This is a genomic window from Nocardiopsis dassonvillei, assembly GCF_964273065.1.
GTDB classification, from domain to species: Bacteria; Actinomycetota; Actinomycetes; order Streptosporangiales; family Streptosporangiaceae; genus Nocardiopsis; species Nocardiopsis dassonvillei_B.
In genome coordinates, this window is the sequence record NZ_OZ186815.1 from 2,920,054 (window position 1) to 2,941,500 (window position 21,447).

The 21,447-nt window shown below is 74.1% G+C and carries 19 protein-coding genes and 1 tRNA gene; 8 read left to right on the plus strand and 12 right to left on the minus strand.

The annotated features are described in order from the left end of the window. Positions 1-73 precede the first annotated feature (73 nt). From ACSUPR_RS12865 to ACSUPR_RS12910, 10 genes are all read right to left on the minus strand, one after another. Entirely contained in the window at positions 74-2,167 is a 2,094-nt protein-coding gene (locus ACSUPR_RS12865) for an AAA family ATPase (RefSeq protein WP_436891528.1), read from the minus strand. A 231-nt stretch (positions 2,168-2,398) separates the two neighbouring features. Then, positions 2,399-6,958, minus strand: a complete 4,560-nt coding sequence (locus tag ACSUPR_RS12870; RefSeq protein WP_436891529.1) for a TIGR02680 family protein — start codon at positions 6,956-6,958, stop codon at positions 2,399-2,401. Continuing rightward, positions 6,918-8,267: a TIGR02678 family protein gene (locus ACSUPR_RS12875; RefSeq protein ID WP_436891530.1), complete on the minus strand. Its 1,350-nt coding sequence runs from the start codon at positions 8,265-8,267 to the stop codon at positions 6,918-6,920. The genes ACSUPR_RS12870 and ACSUPR_RS12875 overlap by 41 nt, the downstream gene beginning before the upstream one ends. Then, entirely contained in the window at positions 8,267-9,775 is a 1,509-nt protein-coding gene (locus ACSUPR_RS12880) for a DUF2397 family protein (protein WP_436891531.1), read from the minus strand. The genes ACSUPR_RS12875 and ACSUPR_RS12880 overlap by 1 nt, the downstream gene beginning before the upstream one ends. Before the next feature lie 145 nt (positions 9,776-9,920). Then, positions 9,921-10,421: a hypothetical protein gene (locus ACSUPR_RS12885; protein ID WP_436891532.1), complete on the minus strand. Its 501-nt coding sequence runs from the start codon at positions 10,419-10,421 to the stop codon at positions 9,921-9,923. 113 nt (positions 10,422-10,534) lie between these two features. After that, complete coding sequence (locus tag ACSUPR_RS12890) at positions 10,535-10,819, minus strand: hypothetical protein (protein ID WP_436891533.1); 285 nt, start codon at positions 10,817-10,819, stop codon at positions 10,535-10,537. Positions 10,820-10,830: 11 nt separating this feature from the next. Beyond that, the gene (locus ACSUPR_RS12895) at positions 10,831-11,085 is read right to left on the minus strand and encodes a hypothetical protein (protein ID WP_436891534.1); all 255 of its coding nucleotides are present in this window, start codon (positions 11,083-11,085) and stop codon (positions 10,831-10,833) included. A gap of 11 nt (positions 11,086-11,096) precedes the next feature. Continuing rightward, positions 11,097-11,348, minus strand: a complete 252-nt coding sequence (locus tag ACSUPR_RS12900) for a hypothetical protein (protein ID WP_436891535.1) — start codon at positions 11,346-11,348, stop codon at positions 11,097-11,099. 56 nt (positions 11,349-11,404) lie between these two features. Further along, positions 11,405-11,650: a hypothetical protein gene (locus tag ACSUPR_RS12905; protein WP_073382231.1), complete on the minus strand. Its 246-nt coding sequence runs from the start codon at positions 11,648-11,650 to the stop codon at positions 11,405-11,407. A gap of 422 nt (positions 11,651-12,072) precedes the next feature. Continuing rightward, positions 12,073-12,154, minus strand: a tRNA-Tyr gene (locus ACSUPR_RS12910). Between the two features lie 237 nt (positions 12,155-12,391). Between ACSUPR_RS12910 and ACSUPR_RS12915 the strand changes: the two genes are divergently transcribed. Further along, on the plus strand, positions 12,392-12,889 hold the full coding sequence (locus tag ACSUPR_RS12915; protein WP_436891990.1) for a YajQ family cyclic di-GMP-binding protein: 498 nt from the start codon (positions 12,392-12,394) through the stop codon (positions 12,887-12,889). 219 nt (positions 12,890-13,108) lie between these two features. Here ACSUPR_RS12915 and ACSUPR_RS12920 read toward each other — a convergent pair whose 3' ends face one another. Continuing rightward, the gene (locus tag ACSUPR_RS12920) at positions 13,109-13,966 is read right to left on the minus strand and encodes a M48 family metalloprotease (protein ID WP_436891536.1); all 858 of its coding nucleotides are present in this window, start codon (positions 13,964-13,966) and stop codon (positions 13,109-13,111) included. 459 nt (positions 13,967-14,425) lie between these two features. Here ACSUPR_RS12920 and ACSUPR_RS12925 point away from each other — a divergent pair, with 459 nt between their 5' ends. From ACSUPR_RS12925 to ACSUPR_RS12950, 6 genes are all read left to right on the plus strand, one after another. Beyond that, entirely contained in the window at positions 14,426-16,276 is a 1,851-nt protein-coding gene (locus ACSUPR_RS12925; RefSeq protein ID WP_436891537.1) for a 2-oxoacid:acceptor oxidoreductase subunit alpha, read from the plus strand. A 67-nt stretch (positions 16,277-16,343) separates the two neighbouring features. Beyond that, positions 16,344-17,330, plus strand: a complete 987-nt coding sequence (locus ACSUPR_RS12930; protein WP_436891991.1) for a 2-oxoacid:ferredoxin oxidoreductase subunit beta — start codon at positions 16,344-16,346, stop codon at positions 17,328-17,330. Between the two features lie 225 nt (positions 17,331-17,555). After that, positions 17,556-18,221 (plus strand): SDR family oxidoreductase, encoded by a 666-nt coding sequence (locus tag ACSUPR_RS12935; RefSeq protein ID WP_436891538.1) that lies wholly within the window; start codon positions 17,556-17,558, stop codon positions 18,219-18,221. A gap of 176 nt (positions 18,222-18,397) precedes the next feature. Beyond that, positions 18,398-18,913, plus strand: coding sequence for a hypothetical protein (locus ACSUPR_RS12940; protein ID WP_436891539.1), 516 nt, complete (start codon positions 18,398-18,400; stop codon positions 18,911-18,913). A 304-nt stretch (positions 18,914-19,217) separates the two neighbouring features. After that, positions 19,218-19,430, plus strand: a complete 213-nt coding sequence (locus ACSUPR_RS12945; RefSeq protein ID WP_436891540.1) for a hypothetical protein — start codon at positions 19,218-19,220, stop codon at positions 19,428-19,430. 81 nt (positions 19,431-19,511) lie between these two features. Next, a complete protein-coding gene (locus ACSUPR_RS12950; protein ID WP_436891541.1) occupies positions 19,512-19,724 on the plus strand; it encodes a hypothetical protein in 213 nt (70 codons plus the stop codon). Positions 19,725-19,885: 161 nt separating this feature from the next. Here ACSUPR_RS12950 and ACSUPR_RS12955 read toward each other — a convergent pair whose 3' ends face one another. Continuing rightward, the gene (locus ACSUPR_RS12955; protein ID WP_436891542.1) at positions 19,886-20,422 is read right to left on the minus strand and encodes a GNAT family N-acetyltransferase; all 537 of its coding nucleotides are present in this window, start codon (positions 20,420-20,422) and stop codon (positions 19,886-19,888) included. Positions 20,423-20,531: 109 nt separating this feature from the next. Between ACSUPR_RS12955 and ACSUPR_RS12960 the strand changes: the two genes are divergently transcribed. Next, a complete protein-coding gene (locus ACSUPR_RS12960; RefSeq protein WP_436891543.1) occupies positions 20,532-21,446 on the plus strand; it encodes an RNA polymerase sigma-70 factor in 915 nt (304 codons plus the stop codon). The last annotated feature ends 1 nt before the right edge of the window (position 21,447 follow it).

The following is a 21,447-nucleotide window of genomic DNA, read 5'->3' on the forward strand; positions in this document are numbered from 1 at the left end:
GGGTTCCGGGGCTTCCGGAGGGCGCGCGCCGACGGTCCGGGAAAGCCCCCGGTGTGACGCGCGCCGCGCCCGCTCAGTACTGCTCGGGGCCGTCGGAGACCCACACGTTGGACATGGCGTCCCGGTTGATGGTGCGGATGGTGGCGGGCAGCCCCAGCCGGCGCAGCGCGTCGGGCAGACGGGTGTCGTGCGTGAACACCACCAGCTGGCGGTGGCGGCCCACCTCCGCCAGGACGGCGGACAGCCCCTCCACGGTCTCGGTGTCCATCGCCTGGACCGGGTCGTCCAGCACCAGGAACCCGAAGGGGTTGCCGTCGACCAGGGTGCGCGGCAGGCAGATGGACAGCGCCAGGGCCTGGAACTCGCCCTGGCTGAGCAGCCCCGGCGCGCTCGTCTGGTCGCCGACCCCGTCGACGGTGACGTCCACCTCGACGCGGCGGCGCGCACCGCGCCCGATCAGGCGCATGCCCCGCAGGTCGATGTGGCGCTCCTGGCGGAGCCGGAACCACACCTGCTCGGCCTGGCCGGCCACCGGGCCCAGGCGCTCGTCCCTGAGCATGCGGGCCTGCTCCGAGAGCCAGGTGAGCGCCGCCTCGGCCTCGACGAGGGTCTCGCGGGCGCCCAGGGCGTCCTTGGCGCCGTCGAGCCAGGAGGCCAGCCGCTCGGCCTCGTCGGCCCAGCCGCCGGTGGGGTCCTCCAGCCGGTCGGAGGCGTCACGGCGGGCGCTGACCGCGGCGGCGCGCAGGCTCTTGCCCACGGTCTCGATGTGGTCGGCCAGCTCTCCCAGGTCGGTGATCGTGGACCCCGACTCCCACAGCGACCACACCCGCCCCAGCTCGCTGTCGGGCGGCAGCCAGGAGGGGGCGGGCGCCAGGAGGAACCTGGCCTGGTCGCGGGCGGCCTCGGCGCGCTCGTGGGCGGCCGCCGCCGGGGCGGCCTGCTGCCGCAGGACGCGCAGGCGGGCCTGGGCCCGGCGGACCCAGTCGGAGCCCAGGGCTCCGGGGGTGTCGCAGGTCGGGCAGGTGGTCTCGCCCGGGTGCCGCTGGTGGTGCTCGATGGCCTCCTCCAGCAGGCGCACCACCCCGTAGGCGTGGTCGCCCTTGTTCCCGGCCGCCATGGCCAGCTCCATGGAGGCGCCGCGCAGCTCGTTGACGACGTCGGTCATCACCACGCGCTCGGGCACCGACAGGCGGCGCAGGCGGCGCATGACCACGTGCAGGGCGGGGTCGCTGGGCCCGTCGTCCTCGGCCAGGCGGCGCAGGGCCTCCAGGTCCAGGCCCGGCCCGGTGAGGAGCTCCACGGCGCGGACGGCGCGGGGGTCGTCGCAGGCGCGCAGCGCGTCCAGGAGGCGGGGCAGCTCGCGCGAGGGGCGGTCGCGGCGCTTGGCCAGGGAGTCGCAGAAGCGCGCCAGCCGGCGCTCGGCCTCGGCAAGGCCGGTGAGGCCCAGCAGGGCCGTGAGCGTGTCGTACAGCTCCGCCGAGCGGCCGGTGACGGTGCGGCCCAGCTCGTCGTAGGACAGGAAGGGCCGGTACCGGATGAGGTCCTCGCCCCAGTCGAGGGTGCGCAGCGGGGCGGTGGTGCCGTCCGGGCGGACGATCTCGCCCCGCGCGGAGCGGACGCTCTCCCCGGTCCAGCGGCGGCTGATCCGGGTGGGGGCGTCGTCGCCCGCGATGAGGATGTCGACGGTCGCCTCGGTGCTCTCGTCGTAGTGCAGGTTGCGCCAGCCGTCCCGCCAGCCGGTGGGCATGGCGTCCCAGCGGGGGTTGCGGCCGGTGAGGGCGGCCTCGGCGGACTCGGCGAAGCTCGACTTGCCCGAGCCGTTGCGGCCGACGATGACGGTCAGCCCCGGTCCCGGCGGGAAGGTCAGCTCGGCGGGGCGGCCGATGCCGCGGAAGCCCTGGACCCGGATGCGGGTGAGGTAGGCGCGGCGGACCCGGCCCGGGGCCTGCGGGGTCGCGGCTCGCGGCGGGGGCTCGGGCACGGTCAGGCCCTGGGCGCGGGCCTCCAGCGCCTCGTCGCCCCACAGTGCGGCGGTGACCCAGGAGTGGACCCCGCGGGGCAGCCCCGAGCGCGCCAGCGCGTCCAGGAGGACCGCTGCGGTGGGGTCGTCTCCGGTGGCGGCCGCGGTGTGGTCGCCGGTCTCGATCCCCTCGGGCACCCGGGTCATTGTCGTACCCCACTCTGTCGTCGTTCCTGCACAAGCAGACTAGGACAGCCCGCATGAGAACAGCCCGTAAAGGTCGGTACCCGGTGGCCCGAGCGGTGCGGAGCGGGGGTCCGCGAGGCGCCGTCGGGGCCCGGAGGCCCCTGCGGGGACGGCTTCGGGAGAAGGCCCGCGGCCGCGGGCCGTCCTCCGGGGCGGCGGCGGGCCGCGGCGGAGGCTCGGAGCCGGCACGGGTCAGACCCCGACGAGGCGGCGGCGGCTCCCGTCCCAGGTGAAGTGGAGGGTGGCGATGCCGGGCACGTTGGGGTCGCGCAGGCACTCGTAGATGTTGAGGCTCGGCACGCTGGCGAAGCACCCCCAGACGCGTTCGGAGGTGAGGACGAAGTCCAGGTCGAGTTCCACGAGCAGGCCCAGCAGGCGGCCGTGCGTGGGCTCGTCGACCTTGGCGAAGGCGTCGTCGAGGAGGATGAGGCGCGGCGCCCAGGGCGCCCGGGCGGCCAGGGCGTCGAAGTGCGCGGCGGCCGCGGCGAACAGCACCAGGTAGGCGACGACGCGCTGCTCGCCCTGGCTGAGGGCGGTGCGGTGGCCGAGGCGGCGCTCGTCCCCGGTGGCGTCGGTCACATAGACCGTGAAGGTGAACCAGGAGCGGTAGTCGAGGGCGGCCCGCAGCTGGGCGCCCCCGGTGGCGGTGGGGTCCAGGCGGCGGATGGCCTCGATGCAGCGGCGCAGGGCGTCGCGCAGGCGGGTGGTCTGGACGCGGGTGCGCTCCTCCGCGGGGGTGGCCAGCAGCGGGACCACGGCCTCGATGTCGGCTCCGGCGTCCGGGGCCAGCCGCCAGTCCAGGCGCACGCCCAGCCCCGCGGAGGTGGTGACGTCCTTGAGGACGTCGTTCATGGTCTCGATGAGCGCGCGGGCCTCGTCGATCTGGCGGGCCAGGTGCCCGGCCAGCTCGCCCAGCAGGTGGCGCTCGAAGGCCTCCTCCTCGGCGATGGCGACGGTCTCGGCCGCCCCGGCGACGGAGGCGGCGACGCGCTCGGCGTAGGCGGTGATGTCGTGGGCGCCCTCCTCGTCGTGGACGGTGAGGCGCTTGAGGCCGCGCGGCTCGGTGATCTCGGTGCGGGTCTGGGCCCAGCCGACGGAGGTGAGCAGCCGGTGCAGCTCCTCGCGGCTGCCCAGGATGGCGCTGTCGTCGACCTCGGGGAGCCCGCCCTGTTCGGCAAGGCCCTCCTCCAGGTCGGCGACGCAGTCCCGCAGGAGTTCCAGGCGGGTGTCGGGCGCGGTGGCGGCCGGGTCGGTCGCGGTGCCCGGGCGGGCGAGCAGGAGGGCGGCCAGCGGGGAGTCGGCGCCGGCGCGGGCGGCCAGGCCGGCCGCGCCCAGCAGGACGGCGTCCGGGCGGTCCGGGTCGGCGCCCTCGCCCCGCAGGGCCAGGGCTGCGGTGAGGCGGTCCCCGGCGGCCAGGGCGCGGCGGACCTGTTCGGCGCGCTCGGTGGTGGCGGCGTCCAGGCGGGCCTCGGCGCCGACCCGCTCGTCGCGGGCGCGCTGGGCCGCGCGCTCCAGCTCGGGCAGGCGGCGGGCGGCGGCCTCGGCGCGCTCGCGGACCTGGGCGCGGGCGGTGTCGAGCTGGTCGTCGGGGACGCCCCTGGCGCGGTCGCCCAGCTCGATCTGGCGGCGGACCGTGATCATGTCGTCGATGGCGGCGGCGCGCACGTCCTCGGCGAGGATGCGGTCGGCGCGGGCGCCCCGCCAGGCCGCGATGTGGCGTTCGTGGTCCGCCAGGGACCAGGCCAGGACCTCCAGGTCGCGCAGTTCCGAGGCGATGAGGACGCGCAGGTGGTCCAGGGCGCGCAGGGAGCTGTCGAGGTCGGCGCGGACCGTGGACAGGGCGTGCTCGTCGGCGGCGGCGCGCAGCCGGGCCCGGAGGTCCAGGAGCTCGGTGCGGGCGGCGTCGGCGGCGCCCCGGGCGGTGTCGTGGGCGCGGCGGGCGGCGGCGGTGTCGGCGCGGGAGATGTCCAGGGCCGCCCAGGCGCGGATGAGCGGGGCCGGGTCGGGCAGGTCGCGGGCGACCTCCAGGAGTTCGGCGTAGGAGTTCTCCAGTCCCCAGCGCCGCTCCCCCGCCTCGGCGAGCAGGGCCTCGGCGATGGCGATGCGGCGGTCGGCGTTGGCGGACCGGCGGTCGCGGGCGCGTTTGCGGGCGGCCTCGCCGATGTACTCGGGCTCGCTCTTGAAGTGGGCGCCGGAGGCGACGCCGAGCCGCCAGGACCCGGACAGGGACACGGCGCTGACGGTGGCGACGGAGTCGTCGCGGCGGTGCTTGGCCTCACCGCCCTCGGGGGAGCCCGCGGCGGCGCCGGCCTCCGGGAGCAGGGCGATGGAGGAGAGCAGGGCGCGCAGCGAGTCGTGGCCCACGCCCCGGTCCGGGACGGCCACCGGTACGAGCACGTCCAGGAGGGTGCGGCCCTTGGCCGGGCGGGCCGGGGTGAGCATCAGGTCCCGGGTGGCCGGGTCGTAGAGGCCGCCGTCGGCGCGGATCCATCCGGCGAGCAGTCCGCAGGCCTCCAGGGCCGCCTCCAGGCCCGCCTGCTCGCGGGCGGAGAGGCCGTCGGCGAAGTCCACGGCGAGGTAGAGGGGGACCCCGTCGGAGTCCGGGCGCGGGTAGGTGGCCCAGGCCGGCCGGTCCGGGGCGTGTTCGTCGCCGCGGGCGCGGCGGTCGGCGAGTTCGGCGAGCTCGTCGGCGAGTCGGCCCTCCTCGCCGACGGCGACGTCGCGGCGGGCCCGCAGCTCCTCCAGCAGGGGGTCGACGGCGGCGTGGGCCAGTCGGGAGACGGTGGCGGGGACGGAGGCGTCCAGGACGCGCAGGGAGTCGGTGATGGGCAGCTCGACGCTGCCCTCCAGCTCGTGGACGGCCTCGCCCAGGGCGTGTGCGTGGCTGGAGTCGCGCAGCCGTGCGGCCCAGGCGCGGACGCCGTCGGCGTAGTCGGCGCTGCGCGCGCGCAGGTCGTCGATGGCGTTCTGCTCGCGGGTGTGGGCGTGCTCCAGCGCGGCGTCGGCGCTCTCGGCCTCGCTGGTGAGGGCGACCAGCCGGCGGTCGGCGGCGGCCTCTGCGGTGGTGAGGCCGGTCAGCCGGGCGGCCTGGTCGGCGCGTTCGGTGGCGCGCTCGGCGGTGTCGCTGAGGTGGTCGTGCAGGCGTCCCAGGTGTTCGCGCAGGGCGTCGAGGTCGATGCCGTCGACCGGGTCGCGCTCGACGGCCTGCTCCAGCCCCTGGAGGTCCACGCGGGTGGTGCTCTCGCGGGGGGTGTGGACGATGGCGGTGGTGTCGGGGACGGCTCCCAGGAGTTCGGGGTCCAGACCGGAGGCGGTGGCGGCGCGGACCGCCTCGGCGTGGGTCTGGCGCAGGGAGTCCAGGGCGCGCCCGAGGGAGTCGGTGTCCTCGCCGAGCAGGTCGATGGCGGCGCGCTCGACGCGTTCGGCGTGCTCGGCGGCGACCCAGGAGGCCTCGGCGGCGCGGATGTAGGCGCCGACCGCGGCGTCCAGGGCGCGGCGCTCGCCCGCGGCGGCCGCCCCGGCGGCGCCCCGGGCCCCGTCGAGGGTGCCCTCGTCCGCGGCGGCGGTGTCGCGGGTGCGGCGGACCTGGTCGCGTTCCTCCGCGATGCGGCTCTCCGCGGTGACGAGTTCGTCGAGTTCGGCGCGCAGCCGGTCGGTCTCGGCCGTGCGGCGGGTGCAGGCGTCCAGTTGCTCGCGGACCTCGGCGACGCGGGCGCGCAGGGCGCCCACCAGGTAGGCGCGGTAGTCGTCCAGGAAGGCGGACACGCCGTCGCCCGCGGCGGTGAGGGCGTCCTTGTCGGCGCGGGCCTGCTCCAGGTCGGCGATGTTGCGGGCGACCTCGTCCAGGACGGACTCGTCCATGGGGGGCAGCGCCTCGGAGAGCACGCCGACGAGCTCGCCGGCCTCCAGGCGGTCGCCGATGGTGGGGCGGCGCAGCCGGTAGAGCAGGTGGATGAGGTTGCGGTAGCGGACGGAGTCGTCGATGCCGAACAGGTCGCGCATCACCCGGGCCCGGTAGGGGACGGCCGAGGTGTAGCAGTTGTCGGCGCCGATCTCCGAGCGCAGGCGGTCGACCGGTTTGGGGCGGCCGTCGACGACGAGGTCGAGGTCGTGGCCGACCCGGCGGTCGGTGACGAAGAAGACGCAGCGCGGGTCGGCGTCGCCCACGGCCATGACGGCGGCGCCCAGGGTGAGGTGGCGGGGCGGGGCGGCCGCGTCGTCCTCCGTGTCCGGTCCGGGGGCGGCCGCGGCGGCCAGCAGGGCGGAGGCGGTGGCGGCGCCGCGGGCCGCGCCGTCCAGGCCGCGGTCGCCGCGGGTGGTGGTGAACTCCACCCACAGGTAGCCCAGGCGGATGACGGGGGCGCCGTCCCCGTCCTCCCCCGGCTCGTCCGGGGCCTCCTCCTCGGCGGGCTCCCGGGGGCCTCCGAGCAGGTCGGGCCCGGTGTCCTCCGGGTCGGGCAGGTGCCCCGCACGCGGGTCCTCGGCCATGAGCCAGCGCAGGCTGGTGCGGTTGGTGCCGGTGGTGTCCAGGCGGCGGGTGTCGCCGTCCAGCAGGAAGGGCAGGAGCATCTCCAGCGCCTTGGACTTGCCCGCGCCGTTGCGGCCGCGCAGCAGCAGTCGGCCCTCGGCGAAGTCGAGGACGTGGTCGTCGTACTGCCAGACGTTGCGGATTCCCGCGCGTTCGAGCCGGTAGCGGGGGGTGGCGGCGGGGTCAGCCGTCGCCGTCGTCTCCTGGGTCACCTGGGTCACCACTGGTCGCGCTCACCTTCTCGTTCGCCACCGCTTGCAGCACGGACGCCACCCGATTCAGGTCGTTCCGGGGGTCGGGGGTGTCTTCTTCCTGACCGGAACCGCCCGTTCGGGCGGGTTGTGTCCGGCTGTCATGGTCATTGTCCTGGATTCGGGGGACGCGATCATCCGCTTCGGCCCCGTAGCGGGCGGCCGCCGCGGTGAGCCGCCGGGCGCCGGGGGCACCGCGGAGCAGGCCCAGCCCGGACAGCAGCTCCAGCACCAGGGCGCGCAGCCGGTCGGGGTCGGGGATCTCGGGGCCCGCGGTGCGGGACCACTCGGCGCGTTCGGGGGCGTGCGGCCCGCAGAACTCCGCCAGGGCGGCGTCCAGCTCCCGGTCCGGAACATGCACGGAGGTGGCGGGGCGGCCGGGGTTCAGGCGGCCGGAGAGGTGCCGGACCAGTGACAGCGCCACCTGGCCGACGGGGTCGTCGGAGGGGAAGCCGTCGGCCTCGTCGGGCATGACGAGGGCGACGCCCTCGGCACGGACCTCCACGTCGCAGCCCAACAGGTTGGTCAGGGCCGCTGCGGCCCGCCACTGGTGGGCGGCGAGCCGGTCGCGCTGCCGGTCGGGGAGGTCCTCGCGGTGGACGACGGCGGTCTCGGCCAGCAGGCGGCGCAGGGCGAGCTCGCCCTGGTTGTCGCCGTCGGGATCGACCTCCGCGGCCGCGGCGAGGAAGGAGTCGGGGTCGTCGGAGGCACGGGGCAGGTGCGCGGCGACCGAGCGGACGATGCGGGTGTGCGGGACCAGGCGGGAGTCGGCCAGGGCGTCGGCGCGGTGGTCGGCGATGCCGCCCTCCTCCTCGGTGAGGGCGCCCAGGCCGGCCAGGAACTCCAGTGCGGCGCAGTAGGCGCGGCGCTCGCCCAGTCCGCGGCCGGGGTCGGCGTCGATGCCCGCCTCGTAGGCGGCCTCGCGGACCAGTCCGGACAGTTCCCGGACGCCGAGGGGGCCGGTGTCCTCGACCAGCACCGCCAGGGCCAGCGCCAGGTAGGTGTGGGTGCGCGGGGTGAAGGGCGCGCCGGTGGGGCGCACCATGGGCGCGGGCGCCCAGGGGCCCCGCTTGACCAGCCGGGCGTGGTCGTCGGCGATGGTCAGGCGGTAGCCCAGGACCCGGTGGAAGCGCTGGGTGAGCCATTCCGCGTGCGAGCGGACGAGGGAGAACTCCGCCGGGTGGGTGCGCCCGGTGAGCAGGGGGTGCGCCATGAGGGCGCGCGCGGCGGCCTGTCGCTCGCCGATGAGCGCGGTGTCCTCGCTGTGGATGTCCGTCTTCATCACCCCCACGTCCGGGTCCACGGCCGTTCGCGGCCGAGGTCGATCGGGCCCGTGTTCCGGTCGTCGGTGTCGTCGGCGTCGTCTTCTGCGGCGCCGACCACGGGTATCGCGGCGGTCGTCGGCTCCACCGACGCCCCGCCGGGCGGCGTCGCCGCCCGCGGCCGGCCGGTGTCCTCGGCGGGGGCGCCCGGGCCGCCGGGGTACGCCGCCGAGCCCCCGGTCGCCGCGGCCGCGCCGAAGGCCGGGGTGTCCGCGCCGCCGGGGCGCGCCCGGTACGGCGCCGGACCGGGGGCCGTCCCGTGCCAGCCCCGCGCCTCGGGGCGGCTCCCCCGTCCGTCGCCGCCGCCCGGGGCCGCCGGGGCGGCGGCGCCGGAGCGGTCCGGGGTGGGTGCGGGGGCGGCCGGGCCCGCCGGGGCGGTGGGGGCGACCGGGACGGTGGGGGCGACCGGGAGCGCAGAGCCTGCGGGGCCCGGGAGGGCGGGAGGGCCTGTGGGAGTGGCCGGACCCGCGGGAGCGGGCGGGGCCGGGGAAGCCGCCGGGGGTGCGTGAGCGCCCCGGGACGCCGGAGCCGCAGGGACCGTGGCGTCCGGGGAGGCGGCCGGGGCGGCCTGCCGGGCCCCCGCGGCGTGGAGGTCCGGGGTGTCCTGGAGGGTGGGGACGCCCTGGGGCGGGGTCGGGGCGCCGGCGTCCGGGACGAGGAGGGGAAGCCCTCCGGGCGGTGTGGGGGTGTCGTCACCGGACACGGGTGCCGGGGAGGCCCCGGTCCCGGCCGCGGGTGCCGGGGGTCCCCCGGGTTCCGCCGGAGGTCCTGCGGGTCTCGCCGGGGACGCCGGGGGCACCGCCGGGGACGCCAGGAGCTCCGGGGGGAGTTCGTGCTGTTCGTAGGGGGTGACGCACAGGCGCAGTCCCTCGAGGGTCAGCTCTCCGCCCTCGCCCTGGACCACCACCTCCGACCCCGGGGCGGGGACCACGTGCAGCCGCAGGGCGAACTCCAGGTCGCCCGCGGAGGCGGGCCTGCGGCTCGCGTCCCCGGAGCCGAGCGCGGCGGTGAGGAGCTCCATGAGCACCTCCATGCCCGCACCGGACAGGTCCAGGCGGGCGCGCGGCCCGGTGGGCCGGGCGAGCAGGGCGCGGACCTGGGCCGCGCCGGTGCGCCGCCAGTGGGCGGAGGACTCGGCGGCGTCGCGCAGCCGGGCCTGCTGCGCGCGGTGGTCGCGGACCGGCTCCGGCAGCCGGGTCCCCGGCCGCTCGGTGACCGTGCTGCGGTCGGGCTCGGCCTGCCACCACCCGGTGGTGGCGGCGATGCTCTCGTCGACCCGCCCCTTCAGGTGGCGGGCCGGGTACAGGGCGTAGGCGGCAGCGGCCAGCTCCTCGGCCCGCTCCGGCTCCGCCGCCTCGAACCACGAGGCCAGGCGCAGCAGAGCGGCGCGGCCGTGGCGTGGCGCCGGCCGCTCGCCACCGCTTCGTTCGTCGTCCGCGCGGTCATCCGCCCACTGGTTGAGTCCCACACCTCAGCAGGGTAGAGACCTCCCGGACGGCGCACGTCGGGTTCTCCGCCTTAGACCCCCCGTAACAGGACGTCTGACCTGCGATTACGACCGTTTCAGGAACTTTGGCATCATTCTCGCGGCGCTCCGGTCCGGGTGGTCCCGGTCACTCTCCCGACGGGTACGCGAGCCGACCGCCGTCGGCCTCCTCCAGCGCCCGGCGCACCTCGGCCGTCATGTCGTCGTCGTACTCGGTGATCGTGTACGTGGTGAAGTAGCCGGTCCCGTCGACCTCGACCGGGTCGCCCAGCTCGACCTCCACCTCGTACGGGTCGTTCTGGCACCCCTGGTCCATGCACCAGGTGCCGAGGAGGTCCCCCTCCCCCCGCGCCCGCTCCTGCGCCCACTCGTCCCACTCCATGCCGGAGAAGGTCGTGAACTCGGTGGCGACGTACTCGGTCGGCCTGAGGTCGTCGAACCCGTTCTCGTCCCCGTACCGGTTGAGGACGTACACCTCGGCGTCGCCCGGCGACGCCTGCGCCGCCGGCCCCTCCGGGGACGCGCTCGGGGCCGCCCCCTCCCCCGGTGCCTCCGCCCGGTCGCTCCCGCATCCGGCGACCGCCGCCGTGATCACCGCCACGGCGACCGTCGGTCCGATGCCCCGCATTGGCCCCTCCTCGAGTTGCGGCGAGGCCCCCCGGCGTGCGCCGGGGGGCCTCTGGATGATGCTCTTTCCCGTCAACGGAGCCGGGCTCCGCTGTCACCACTCGGTGGTGACCGTCAGTAGCCGTTGCCGCCGTCGTGGTCGCGGTCGCGGTCGTGGCTGATGTTGGTGCCCGCCGGACCGTTGACGCAGTCGCCCGTGGTCTGCGGCGACAGGATCGGCACGTTGACCCCGACCAGGCCCACCGCCAGCTCGGTGTTGCACAGCTGGACCGGCACGAGCTGCAGGTTCTGGTTGAACTGCTGGTCACCGCCGTGGGAGGCGGAGGCCGGGGACGCGGCGAGGACCGCGCCGAGCGCGAGACCGGCGACCGCACCCGCAATCGAGAGCTTGCGCAGCATGGCTGTGACTCCTAGTCGATGTTGGTGCTGACCGGGCCGTTGATGCAGTCGCCCGTGGTCTGCGGCGACAGGATCGGGATGTTGACGCCGGCGAGCAGGCCGACGGCCAGCTCGGTGTTGCACAGCTGGACCGGAACCGCCTGCAGGTTCTGGTTGTACTGCTGGTCCCCGCCGTGGGAGCCCGAGGCCGAGGCCGGGGTGGCGAACAGCGCGGCGCCCAGGGCGATCCCGGCGACAGCGGTGGCGGTGGCGAACTTGCGCAGCATGTCGGAATCCCCTAGTCGATGTTGGTGCTGATCGGGCCGTTGACGCAGTCGCCCGTGGTCTGCGGCGACAGGATCGGGATGTTGACGGCGACCAGGCCGACGGCCAGTTCGGTGTTGCACAGCTGGACCGGAACGGCCTGCAGGTTCTGGTTGTACTGCTGGTCCCCGCCGTGGGAGCCCGAGGCCGAGGCCGGGGTGGCGGAGAGAACGGCACCGAGAGCGGCACCCGCGATGAGACCGGCAACGCCGAGCTTACGCAGCATTGAATTACCTTTCGAAAATATTTGAGCCAGGAACGCAGTCGGACTGATTGCCGGAACTAGCTGATGTTGGTGCCGATGGGACCGTTCACGCAGTCGCCCGTGGTCTGCGGCGACAGGATGGGCACGGTGACGGCGACCAGGCCGACGCTGCCGGTCAGGTTGCAGGACTGAACCGGCACCAGCTGCAGGTTCTGGTTGAACTGCTGGTCACCACCGTGCGAAGCGTGCGCGGGGGCTCCGAAGAGGAGCGCGCCCATCGCGGCACCGGCGACCAGGCCAGCAGCGGCCATCTTCTTGATCATGACTTCCCCCGGAAATCGTCGAGGTTTTGACAGAAAAAGACGCAGGCGCTTCTTGCACCTGTGTCGCGGTGGACTGTGGCAATCATCGAACGCCCACCGTTTTTTGTCAACGCCGAAACCCCCGGAGCGCAATTGTCCAATTTGTCGGGAGAATTCTTTTTGCCGGTCCGGCGAATCCTTTTTTTCGCTTCTTTTCCGACACACCGGAGCGGGCGCGTTACGCCCCCGTGTCCTTGCCGCTATGGAGCCGCGACCGGCCGAATCCCGCTCACCCTGTGAAATCGGACCGTAACGCCTGGTTCGTCCGGGCCCCGAAGCCGTGGTGTGATCCGGCTCTCAGCCGCACGTCCGGAGGCGGCGAACTCGCCGGGAACACGACGAGGCCCCGACACCTGACGGTGTCGGGGCCTCGTTCCCCAGGGTGGCAGGTCAAGGATTCGAACCTTGGAAGGCTAAGCCGACGGATTTACAGTCCGCTCCCATTGGCCGCTCGGGCAACCTGCCTGGGCTGCGACTTCGCGGTTCCCCGCGTCGCATGAACGAGAATAGCGGATGTTCCCCCCGAACCTGAAATCGGTTTCCCCGGCGTGCCCCGGGCCCGCCCTTCGAGCGCCCCGAACCGCGTCACCACTAAGCTCTGGGACCGTGCCCGCGCCGCCGCCGGCCGGGCTCCGACCGACCGGGCGGGTGTCCTCGGGCGCCCGCCACCCATGACAGACCCAGCAACGGGGTGTGAGCAACGTGGCCGCCGAATCCAGCTTCGACGTCGTGTCCAAACTCGACCGCCAGGAGGTCGACAACGCCCTGAACCAAACGGGCAAGGAGCTCTCCCAGCGTTTCGACTTCAAGGGCACCGGGACCACCATCTCCTGGCAGGGCGAGGAGGGGATCGAGATCCGCAGCACCTCCGAGGAGCGCGCCTCGGCCGCCCTGGACGTCTTCAAGGAGAAGCTGGTCAAGCGCAAGCTGTCCCTGAAGATCCTCGACGTCGCCGACGAGCCCAAGATCTCCGGCAAGGAGTACCGCCTGCCGATCGGCCTCAAGGAGGGCATCACCTCCGAGGACGCCAAGAAGATCTCGAAGCTGATCCGCGACGAGGGCCCCAAGGGCGTCAAGGCCCAGATCCAGGGCGACGAGCTGCGCGTCAGCTCCAAGAAGAAGGACGACCTCCAGGCGGTCCAGAACCTCATCAAGGAGAAGGACTTCGACCTGGCGCTCCAGTTCGTGAACTACCGCTAGTCCGCCCGGCGCCGATCCGGTACCCCGGTCCGGCACGGGACGCACCGAACGGCCGCTCCCCGGAGCGGCCGTCGTGCTTTCCGCACGGGAGCGCTCCGGGTTCCGGACACGGCCACGCGGGACGCCGGCCCGCCGCGGCGGGCCGGAACCGGGCGCGGGCGCGGGCGCGCGGAGCGGCCGACCGCGGGCGGCCCACCGCACCGCCCGCGTGGGCGGGCGTCAGCCCAGGTCCCAGCCCCGGCGGAGCGCGCGCAGCCGCCTCACCCGCTCCGCGGTCGGCGGGTGGGCGGCGAACAGCCGCCAGGCCCCCGAGGGGAACGGGTTGGTGGTCATCAGGTGGGCCGCGGGCAGCAGTGTCCGCTGCCGGGGCAGGGGGTGCTCGCGCATGCCGGCGTCCAGCCTGAGCAGGGCCGAGGCGAGCGCCTCCGGGTCCCCGGTGGTCCGCGCCGCCTGCTCGTCGGCCCGGAACTCGCTGCGCCGCCCGGCCCCGGCCCGCACCACCAGGAAGGCGACCGGCGCCAGCAGCGCCACCAGCAGCCCGCCCAGCAGCTCGGGGACGTCCATCTCCTCCGAGTCGCCCAGCGGCACCAGGAACGCGACCGCGCTCAGCGCGGCGATGAGCCCCGTGATGGTGACGGTCACCGCCCCGGCCAGGGTGTCCGCCGCCTTGATGTGCGCCAGCTCGTGCGCGATGACCGCGCGCAGCTCGCGCTCGTCCAGCGTCTCCAGCAGCCCGGTCGTGCAGCACAGTGCCGCCCGGCGGCCGGTCCCGGTCGCGAACGCGTTGGGCGAGCGGATCGGCGACAGGTACAGGCGCGGCATGGGCTGGCGGGCGGCCGTGGCCAGTTCCCGGACCGCCCGGTACAGGTCGGGCCGCTCGATCTCCCCCACCGGCCGGGCCCGCATGGCGCGCAGCGCCAGCGAGTCGCCGAAGAGGTAGACCAGGATCGCGGCGGACACCACCAGCGTGGCGGCGAACTGGAACCCCTTGCCGGCGGCGCACAGCCAGCCCGCGACGAGGACGACCACCGCGACGCCGATGAACAGACCGACCGCACGAGCCGCACCGACGTGCACGCCGCCACCTCCCCGCTCTCTCGTCCCTGTATGTGTACATGGTGATGAACGTGTGGATCGGGGCCCCGCGTTCCCGGGCCGGGCCGCGACCGTCCCTCCTCCCCCCTCGGACACATCCGGCACCGGTCCCGGATGCGGCGTCCGCCCCGCCTTCTCCCCGCCGCGGGTGTGACAATCGCCACCCGGCTTCGGTTCCCGCCGCCGGGACGACCTATAGTGCGAGCGTGGCCCTGATCACTCTGCGCGCGAGGCCGCGGACTCCGCTCCGCGACCGTGCGCGCCGATGCCTCACCGCGTTCACGAGGGTTGGCGCACCCGGTGGACACGGGGGCCGCACTCCCCGTCCGCGCCCTCACAGGACCGGGGGGCCGCCCCGCAGCGGTGCGTCCCGGCCGGAGGGCTGACACTCACGAGCGCCGCCGCCTCAACGACCGGCGGCCGAGGAGGTCGTCGATCTCAGTGCCCAAACAGATCGAACAGCTCGACCGCGTCGTCATCCGCTTCGCCGGGGACTCCGGCGACGGGATGCAGCTGACCGGTGACCGCTTCACCCAGGAGACCGCGTCGTTCGGCAACGACCTGTCGACCCTGCCGAACTTCCCCGCGGAGATCCGTGCGCCCGCCGGGACCCTTCCCGGTGTCTCCAGCTTCCAGCTGCACTTCGCCGACCACGACATCATGACGCCGGGCGACGCCCCCGACGTGCTGGTGGCGATGAACCCGGCGGCCCTGAAGGCGAACCTGCCCGACCTGCCGCGCGGTGCCACGGTCATCGTCAACACCGACGAGTTCACCAAGCGCGCCCTGGCCAAGGTCGGGTTCGCCGCCGATCCGCTCACCGACGGGACCCTGGACGGGTTCAAGGTGAGCGCGGTGCCGCTGACCTCCATGACCGTGGAGGCCCTGGCGGACCTGGACATCTCCAAGAAGGACGCCGAGCGCGCCAAGAACATGTTCGCGCTGGGCCTGCTGTCGTGGATGTACAACCGCCCGACGGAGGGCACCACGGCCTTCCTGAAGTCGAAGTTCGCCACCAAGCCGGACATCCTCGAGGCCAACCTCACCGCGTTCCGGACGGGCTGGAACTTCGGCGAGACCACCGAGGACTTCGCGGTCTCCTACGAGATCAAGCCCGCCCGGCTGCCGGCGGGAACCTACCGCAACATCACGGGGAACCTGGCCACCGCATACGGGCTCATCGCCGGGTCCCGGCGCTCGGGACTGCCCCTGTTCCTGGGCTCCTACCCGATCACCCCGGCCTCGGACATCCTGCACGAGCTCTCCCGGCACAAGGCGTTCGGGGTGCGCACGTTCCAGGCCGAGGACGAGATCGCGGGCGTGGGCGCGGCCCTGGGGGCGGCGTTCGGCGGGTCGCTGGGGGTGACCACCACGTCGGGCCCCGGCATGGTCCTCAAGCAGGAGACGGTGGGTCTGGCGGTGATGACGGAGCTGCCGCTGGTCATCGTCGACGTGCAGCGGGCCGGCCCGAGCACCGGCATGCCCACCAAGACCGAGCAGACCGACCTGCTGATGGCGATGTTCGGGCGCAACGGGGAGTCCCCGCTGCCGGTGGTGGCCCCGGCCTCCCCGGCGGACTGCTTCGCGGTGGCGCTGGAGGCGGTGCGGATCGCCGTGACGTACCGGACGCCGGTGGTCATGCTGTCCGACGGGTACCTGGCCAACGGCTCGGAGCCGTGGCGGCTGCCGGAGGTGGCCGAGCTCCCGGTCATCGAACCGGGGTTCGCGACGGCGCCCAACGGCCCGGACGGGTCGTTCCTGCCGTACCTGCGCGACGAGGGGACCCTGGCCCGGCCCTGGGCGGTGCCGGGCACCGCCGGGCTGGAGCACCGGATCGGCGGTATCGAGAAGCACGCCGAGACCGGCGACATCTCCTACACCCCCGCCAACCACGACCTGATGGTGCGCACCCGGCAGGCCAAGGTGGACGCCATCGCCCGGGACCTCCCCGCACTGGAGGTGGACGACCCGAGCGGGGAGGCCGGGGTGCTGGTCCTGGGCTGGGGCGGTACCTACGGGTCGATCACCGCGGCGGTGCGGCGGGTGCGCCGCACCGGGCGCCGGGTGGCACAGGCGCACCTGCGCCACCTCAACCCGTTCCCGGCGAACCTGGGCGAGGTGCTGGGCCGCTACGAGCGGGTGGTGGTCCCGGAGATCAACCTGGGGCAGCTGTCCCTGCTGCTGCGCGGGCGGTTCCTGGTCGACGTCATCGGTTACAACAAGGTCCGCGGCCTGCCGTTCAAGGCGGAGGAGCTGGCGGGCGCGCTTCAGGAGGTCATCGACCGTGGCTGAGCACACGCATGGGGACGGCGGCTTCGCCGGGCTGAGGCTGGTGCCCAGGACCGACACCGCCTACAAGATGAAGGACTTCAAGTCCGACCAGGAGGTGCGCTGGTGCCCGGGGTGCGGGGACTACGCGATCCTGGCCGCGTTCCAGTCGTTCCTGCCCCAGCTGGGGGTGCCGCGCGAGAACATCGTGATCGTCTCGGGGATCGGCTGCTCCTCCCGGTTCCCGTACTACCTGAGCACCTACGGGGTGCACTCGATCCACGGCCGCGCCCCGGCGATCGCCACCGGCCTGGCCACCAGCCGCCCCGACCTGTCGGTGTGGGTGGTCACCGGTGACGGCGACGGGCTGTCGATCGGCGGCAACCACCTGATCCACGCGCTGCGCCGCAACGTGAACATCAACGTGCTGCTGTTCAACAACCGGATCTACGGGCTGACCAAGGGGCAGTACTCGCCGACGTCGGAGGCGGGCAAGATCACCAAGTCGTCGCCGCTGGGCTCGCTGGACCACCCGTTCAACCCGGTGTCGCTGGCGCTGGGCGCGGAGGCGACGTTCGTGGCGCGGTCGGTCGACTCCGACCGCAGGCACCTGACGTCGGTGCTGCGGGCGGCGGCCGAGCATCCGGGCGCGTCGTTCGTGGAGGTGTACCAGAACTGCCCGATCTTCAACGACGACGCGTTCGAGCCGCTGAAGGACCCGGCGGCCGGGGACACGCGGCTACTGCGGCTGGAGCACGGTGAGCCGCTGCTCCTGGGCGACGGCCGGGGCGTGGTCTCCGGGGAGTACGGCGGCCTGGAGGTGGTGGACGCGGCCGGGGCGGGTGAGGACCGGGTGATCCGCCACGACGCGCACCGGGAGGACCCGGGGTACGCGTTCGCGCTGTCCCGGCTGGACCGCCCGGCGTTCGAGCACGTGCCGATCGGGGTCTTCCGGGACGTGCGCCGACCCGTCTACGACGACCTGGTCAACGAGCAGATCGCCGACGCCCGCGCCGAACACGGCGACGGGGAGCTGTCGGCCCTGCTCGCGGGCGGGGACACCTGGACCGTGGAGTAGGGCGGAACGCGCCCGGTGCCGACGGCCCGCCCCCGCCCTCCCGGCGGGGGCGGGCCGTCCGCGTCCCCGTGGACGCGCCGCGCGGGGCGCAGGGCCCGCGCGGAGACCCGGGGCGGTGGGCCCCGGGGCGCCCGGGCGGGGAGCGGGGTGCGCGGACCGGCACGCCCGGAGCGGGTACCGCCGGGCGCGCCGTCGGCGGGCGGGGCCGGGGTTTAGGGTGCCGGTATGCGTATCGTCATCGCCGGGGGACACGGGAAGATCGCGCTGCGGCTGGCCTCGCTGCTGGCCGCGCGCGGGGACGAGCCCGTCGCCCTCATCCGCAATCCCGACCACTCGCAGGACGTCGTCGACGCGGGCGCCGAGCCCGTGCTGATCGACCTGGAGAAGGCCACCGTCACCGAGCTGGCCGAGAAGGTCATGAATGCCGACGCCGTGGTGTTCGCCGCGGGCGCCGGACCGGGCAGCGGCGCCGCCCGCAAGGAGACCGTCGACCACAGGGCCGCGGTGCTGACCGCGGACGCCGCCTCGCTGGCCGGGGTGCGCCGCCTGGTCCAGGTCTCCGCCATCGGCGTGGACAACCCACTCCCGCCCGGCAGCGACGAGGTGTGGGCCGCCTACGTGGAGGCCAAGCGGGCCGCCGACGCGGACCTGCGCGAACGGTCGCTGGAGCTGGACTGGACGATCCTGCGCCCGGGGCGCCTCACCGACGAACCCGGCACCGGCCGGGTGGCCCTGGGCGGGGACTCGGAGCTCGACTCGGTGACCCGGGACGACGTGGCCGCCGTGATCGTCGCCCTTCTGGACGAACCGGGGACGGTCGGGAGGGTTCTCAACCTCCTGAACGGTGAGACGCCCGTCGTCGAGGCCGTCCGCGCCGCCGCCGCCGGATGAGGCCGGGTGCGGCCGCTCCGAACGGCCGCTTCGGCACTTCTGTGGCCAGATGGCCCCATAGAAGGCATCATGGGTGGCGGAACCCGGCGGAGTCCCGCCACGGTTGGACGCGGATGACCGGGTAGCAGCCCGACGGGTACTGACGGCTCCGACAGAGCAGATGGGTACGGTTATTCATGAGCGTCACACAGGTCGTGAGGGACAGCACGGTCGTCGAACACGCCAAGGTCGCGGCGCAGCAGAAGCGCCGGATGTTCATCATCCAGCTGGAGATCAACGCGTACGACGAGCCCTCCAGCAAGCTGCGCCCGGGCCTGACCCGCATCCTGGAGGGGATCGAGGAGGCCGGCTGGCGGCTGGACCTGATCACCCCGGGAGAGGACGGCGAGAAGGACAAGCCGACCCGCATGTTCATCTTCCGGCCGGACCCGGACGCCAAGAAGAAGGACGGCTCGGAGAAGCAGGAGGCGCAGCAGCCGGAGCACTCCGGCCAGCAGCAGGCCTACCCGCACCCGACCGGCGCCCAGCAGGACCCGTACGCGGGTTACGGACAGCAGCCCGGCTACGGACAGCAGCAGTACCCGGGGTACGAGCAGCAGCAGTACCCGGGTTACGGGCAGCAGCCGGGGTACGGACAGCAGCCCGGCTACGGACAGCAGTACCCGGGGTACGGGCAGCAGCAGGGCTGGTGACCCCCGCCCCCGGTGGGGGCGTACGAAGGGGCCCGTGCGGTTGAGCCGCACGGGCCCCTTCGTGTTCCGCTCGGGGACGCGCGGCGCGTGTCCGGGGGTGCGCGGAGGGCTCGAACCTCTCGGTTTCGTAACGCGGACGGGGGCCGAGCCTCTGACATGTCCTGCATGTCCGACAGGAACCCGAAGAAAACTCGAAGAAACTCTGGATTCTTCCCGCGAAGTACTCCTAGCATGCGAGTGGCTACGCTAAGTTATTTCCGGCGGCTACAGCCACCCCGTTATGAGCTTCCGAAAGGTATCCACGATGACCCGTATCGCCAAGATCTCCGGTCTCGTCCTCGCCACCGGCCTCGCCTTCGGCGCGATGACCGGCACCGCCGCGGCCGACAACAACGCCAACGTCCAGAACCTCACCATCCCGGTGTGCGTGGACGTTCTCCAGGCCGCGGGCTTCACCGCCGACGGCTGCAACGTCGTCAGCTGGGACTCCACCTCCGGCATCGTCGCCGCCGACTAGGCAGCCCCAGCGGCCGCCTCCCGGGACCCGCGGTCCCACCGTGTACGACCTTCACACAGGCAACCGAAAAGGAACCACATCATGAAGCGCTTCGCCTCCGTCTCCGGCCTCATCCTCGCCACCGGCCTCGCCTTCGGCGCGATGACCGGCACCGCCGCGGCCGACAACAACGCCGACATCCAGAACGTCACCGTGCCGATCTGCGCCGACGTCATCAGCTTCTCCCTGGTGAGCTCCGACGGCTGCAACGTGATCTCCAACAAGTCCACCTCCGGCATCGTGGCCCTGGACTAGTCACGGACCGGGGCCCGGGGGCGGGGACGAACCGTATCCCCCGCCCCCGCAGACCCCGGACCTCTGAGCAACACCCCGTACGGCGCGGCCCGGCCTGCACCCGGCCTGCGCCGTTGGTGTGTCCGGAGCAGGGCGCCCCGATCTCCCGCCGGGGCGCCGGCTCAGGAGCCGCAGACCGGGAGCGGGAGCGCCTCCGCCCCGTCCGTGCGCAGCCGGGCGTGGGTGCCCGTGTCGAAGCGCTCGCGCCCGTAGCGCAGCTTCCGCCGCTCGGTCCCCTCCGGCCGGAACCCCGACCGCAGCGCCACCAGGCACGACGCCGGATTGTTCAGCCGGTGGCCCAGCTCCAACCGGAACAGGTCGGTCTCCGCGAAGGCGTACTCGGCGACCAGGCGCGCGGCCGCCGTTGCCGCTCCGCGCCCCCGGGCCTCGGAGTGCACCCAGTACGACACCCAGCCCAGGTCGTGGGCGCGGCTGGTCACCGACACCTGCACGTGCCCCAGCGCGACCCCCGTCCCGTCGGTGACGGCGAACCCGAACGCCTCGCCGGTCTCAGCCGCCCTGCGCTGCCGCTCGATCCACGCCAGCGCCGCGTCCCGCGTGTCGGGGACCTCGGTGGACTGCCACGCGAGCTCGGGTTCGGCGAAGGCCGACAGCAGGCGTTCGGCGTCGCCCGGCTCCCAGGACCGCAATCGGTACATCGGTTCCACTCCTCGTTCCGTTCCGTGGCCCCCGCGGAGGGCGGGCCCCCACGGAACCACCCCCGCCGCGGTTGTCACACCCCGGGGTACGTGGTACGTCTGCAATGACATGACGACCGATGCCTCCGACGCCGCCGGTGTCTTCGAAGCCCACCGCCCGGTGCTGACCGGGGTCGCCTACCGGATCCTCGGGACCGCCTCCGACGCCGAGGACGTGGTCCAGGAGGCGTGGCCGCGCTGGTCCGGCGCCGACCGCTCGGGGGTCGACGACCCGCGCGCCTACCTCGTCACCATCGTCTCCCGGCTGGCCATCGACCGGCTTCGCAGCGCCCGCGCCCGACGAGAGTCCTACGTGGGCGAATGGCTGCCCGAACCGGTGAGCGACCTGCCCGACGGCGCCGACCGGGCCGAGCTGGCCGACACGGTGGAGTTCGCCCTGCTGGTGGTGCTGGAGACGCTCAGCCCGCTGGAGCGTGCGGTGTTCGTTCTCCGCGAGGCCTTCCAGATGCCGTACGCGGAGATCGCCGGGATCATCGGGCGCAGCGAGGCCGCCACCCGGCAGCTGTCCCGGCGGGCCCGCGACCACGTGCGCGAGCGCCGCCCCCGGTTCGAGGCGGACCGGTCGGCGCGGCGGCGCATGACCGAGCGCTTCCTCCGGGCCTGCCTCGAGGGCGACCTGGACGGGCTCAAGGGCATGCTCGCCGAGGACGCCACCCTGGTCGGTGACGGCGGGGGCAAGGCCAGGGCGCCGCTGCGGGTGCTGCTGGGCCGGGACAAGGTCGGCCGGTTCCTGCTGTCGATGCCGAACAGCTTCCACAAGTTCCTGGCATCGATCGGTCTGGAGACCGAGGAGATCCGGGTGGAGGTCGGCGAGGTCAACGGGGTCCCGGCCCTGATCGCCGTCGCCGCGGGCCGGGTGGTCACCGCGGTGGTCCTCGACGTGGACGGCGACCGCGTCCGGCACGTGTACATCGTGGCCAACCCCGACAAGATGTCACACCTGCGGACGCCCGAACCGTCCTAGG